1 protein-coding gene is annotated in these 2,611 nt (G+C 62.2%); it reads left to right on the top strand.

Going from position 1 to position 2,611, the window contains the following annotated elements:
- Nucleotides 1-482 precede the first annotated feature (482 nt).
- A complete protein-coding gene (locus OHL14_RS00030) occupies nt 483-2,591 on the top strand; it encodes a recombinase family protein (RefSeq protein WP_263377256.1) in 2,109 nt (702 codons plus the stop codon).
- Nucleotides 2,592-2,611: the final 20 nt, after the last annotated feature.

Below are 2,611 nucleotides of genomic sequence, written 5' to 3'. Positions count from 1 at the left end.
TCTGCGAAGCACTCACACACTACCCATGTTTCTCTGACGATTCACTATCCTCATCATCCTCAGTTTGGCCAAGCGGTGACGCTGGTTCGGCGGGTTTCGTTTTCCGGTCAGCCTCGGGACCAGCTTCAGTTGCTTCTTCCCAGCGGCGATCAGCTCGTCGTTCCCGCATGGATGCTCGATGAGGAACACTGCCGTGGGATGTCGGTGGCCGAACGTCCTCTGATTGCGCTCTCCGCGCTGGTTGCACTTCGGTCTTTGATCGACGCGCAGCCAGGCGACGCCGATCCTCCTAGGCCGCTACCTTCAGAAGCATCTTCGCCAGGAGGTGCATTCTGTGAGCCCACCGCGTCAGGGATATCTTCCCTGGGACAAGCCCAACCCACAACAGCTTCCTCAGACAGCGCAGGCGCGCTGCCGCGAGTTACTCAGCCAGATGCTGCTCGCAGCAGTGAGCGGCGCAAGCCACGTAGAACAGGAGAGCGATGAGCGAGAAGATTCAAGCCATTCACATTGATCGGGAGGCCTGCGTCTATGTGCGGCAGTCCTCCATGCAACAAGTCCGGACGCGTCTTGAAGGGCAACGTCGCCAGTACGACCTTCGCGAGCGGGCACACACGCTGGGCTTTCAGCGTGTCATCGTGATCGATGAAGATCAGGGCCGCACTGGAACGGGCTCGGTCGAACGTCCCGGCTTCGGCAGATTGCTTGAGGCCGTTTGCTCCGGCAGGGTCGGTGCCGTCTTCGCCCTGGAGGCCTCGCGTCTGGCTCGCAACAACCGCGACTGGCATCACCTGATCGATCTCTGCGCGATGGCCGGGACACTGGTCATCGACCACGACGGCGTCTACGATCCAAGCCTGCTCAACGACCGACTCCTGCTCGGCCTCAAGGGCACCATGAGCGAGTTCGAGATCAGCCTGCTTCGTCAGCGCGCGATGGAGGCACATCGACAGAAGGTGCGGCGCGGCATCGTGATGACGCAGGTGCCTGTCGGCTACGTCCGCACCGAAGAGGAAGGCATCGAGAAGACCCCTGACCGTCAGGTGCAGGAGGCCATCGCTGGCATCTTTCGCAAGTTCCATGAACTGGGCAGCGTGCGTCAGGTGCTGCTCTGGTATCGCGACGAAAAACTCCCGCTTCCCGTCCTCTCGCGCGAGTCCGGCAACCGCAAGACGGTGTGGATCGAACCGATCTACTCCAGCCTCTGCGGCATCCTCAAGAACCCGGCCTACGCTGGCGTCTTCGTCTGGGGCAGGAAGCACACACGCACCTCCATCGTCGATGGCCGAGCACGGAAGACGCGCGGTCACGCCCGACCCCAGGATCAGTGGGAAGTCGTCATCCCGGATCACCACGAAGGGTATATAACGTGGGAAGAGTTCATGCGTAACCAGGAACAGATCCGCTCCAACGCAGGTTGGAACGCTCGCATGGGAGGACCGAACGGCGCGGCTCGTAACGGCCCCGCGCTGCTGGCGGGACTGCTGCGATGCGCACGTTGCGGCCGCGCCCTCCAGGTCTTCTACACACCCAGCAAGCGGGACGGGCCGCTGCCGCGCTACTGGTGCAGCGGAGACCGTGCCCATAAGTTGAAGCGCAGTTGCATCACCTTCGCTGGCTGGCGGGTCGACCGGGAGATCGCAGCCGAGGTGCTCGAAGCCCTGCGTCCTCTCGGTGTGCAGGCCGCGCTCGATGCACTCGACCAGACTCCGACCCGCACCGATGAGAAGCGGCGCTCGCTCGAACTCGCGCTCCAGAAGGCGCGCTATGAAGCCGGCCGCATCGAACGGCAGTACCAGGCGACGGAGCCGGAGAACCGCCTCGTCGCTGCCGAGCTGGAGAAGCGATGGAACAACGCGCTGACACATGCCGCCGACCTGGAGCGCCGCCTCGAAGAAGTCACCGCATCGGCACCGCAGCTCACGCCGGAACAGCGCGCGCAGTTACTCGCACTCGGCGACGATCTCGAACGTCTGTGGGATCATCCCGACTCGCCGATGGCGTTGAAGAAGCGCATCCTCAGAACCGTGCTGGAGGAAGTCGTCGCCGACACTACCGATGAGCCTCCCGCCGTTCACCTCAGGCTGCACTGGGCCGGCGGCTCTCATACCCAACTGACGGTGCGCAAGAACAGGACCGGCGACCACAACAACGTCAACTCGGAGCAAGTAACGGACTTGATTCGTGACCTCGCTCTTGTCTGCGACGATCGCGCCATCGTGTCTATCCTGAACCGACTGGGTTATCGGACAGGTCACGCCAACACATGGACGGAGAAGCGTGTCCAGCACGTTCGACACACCAAAGGTTTTCCGGCATGTCCGCCGCCCGAGCAGCGCCTCTGGATCACGATGCAACAAGCAGCCGAAACGCTCGCGATCAGTGACGCGTCGGTTCGCCAACTGATCGAGCAGAAGACCTTGCCAGCAAAACAGGTCGTCAAGTTCGCACCCTGGATGATCGAACGTGCTCACCTCACCCTTCCAGCCGTCCATAGAGCCGTCCGCCTCATCCATACTGGCCGCCGTTCTCCATCGCGCGTCACCAGCAACGCCCAAACCCCTATGTTTATTGACGCCAGCGAGGTATAGCACTATGTCACTGCTTTCTG

Source organism: Granulicella paludicola (assembly GCF_025685545.1).
GTDB lineage: Bacteria > Acidobacteriota > Terriglobia > Terriglobales > Acidobacteriaceae > Granulicella > Granulicella paludicola.
The sequence above is the reverse complement of the archived record's forward strand: the minus strand, read 5'-3'. Positions and strand labels throughout refer to the sequence as shown.